The following is a 448-nucleotide window of genomic DNA, read 5'->3' as shown; positions in this document are numbered from 1 at the left end:
GTTCCACGCGGCCGCGAACTCCTTGCCGTAGCGATCAAGAAGTTCGGGGCCGAGCTTGAGCAATTGCTGGTTGATGTCGCCGTGTTCGCCGCCGCCCCCGAGAACCCACTGCTCGTCGACAAGCATCTGCGCAATGCGCGACAGTTGCCGGAGATAGAAGGTGTTGAAGCCGGAATGAGTATAGATGCCGGGAATACGAAGCCCTGACAGATCGCCGCCATCGATGCGCTCGAACAGCAGCTGCGCTTCCGGCCCGCCTTTCTGAGACAGTGAAAAATCGTCCAGCACCGCTGCGTATATAGCCGACTTGATCAAGGCCGAAGCGCGATCGGCAAGGCTCATACGCCCGAGTGAACGTTGAGCGGCTTCGACAAGCGGCTGGTTGAGTTCGAAGACCGGATCATAGGCGTCGTCCAATGCAAGCATGGCGCGCAGGTGCTTTTCGAGC

Annotated in this window: 1 protein-coding gene; it reads right to left on the bottom strand. The window is 59.4% G+C overall.

The annotated features are described in order from the left end of the window. The coding region (locus tag EN914_RS38050) for an ImcF-related family protein (RefSeq protein WP_281034716.1) at positions 1–448 on the bottom strand (448 nt) is incomplete at both ends.

Source organism: Mesorhizobium sp. M7A.F.Ca.CA.001.08.2.1, assembly GCF_003998455.1.
Classification (GTDB): Bacteria; Pseudomonadota; Alphaproteobacteria; order Rhizobiales; family Rhizobiaceae; genus Mesorhizobium; species Mesorhizobium ciceri.
This window is presented reverse-complemented; position numbering and strand designations above follow the sequence as displayed.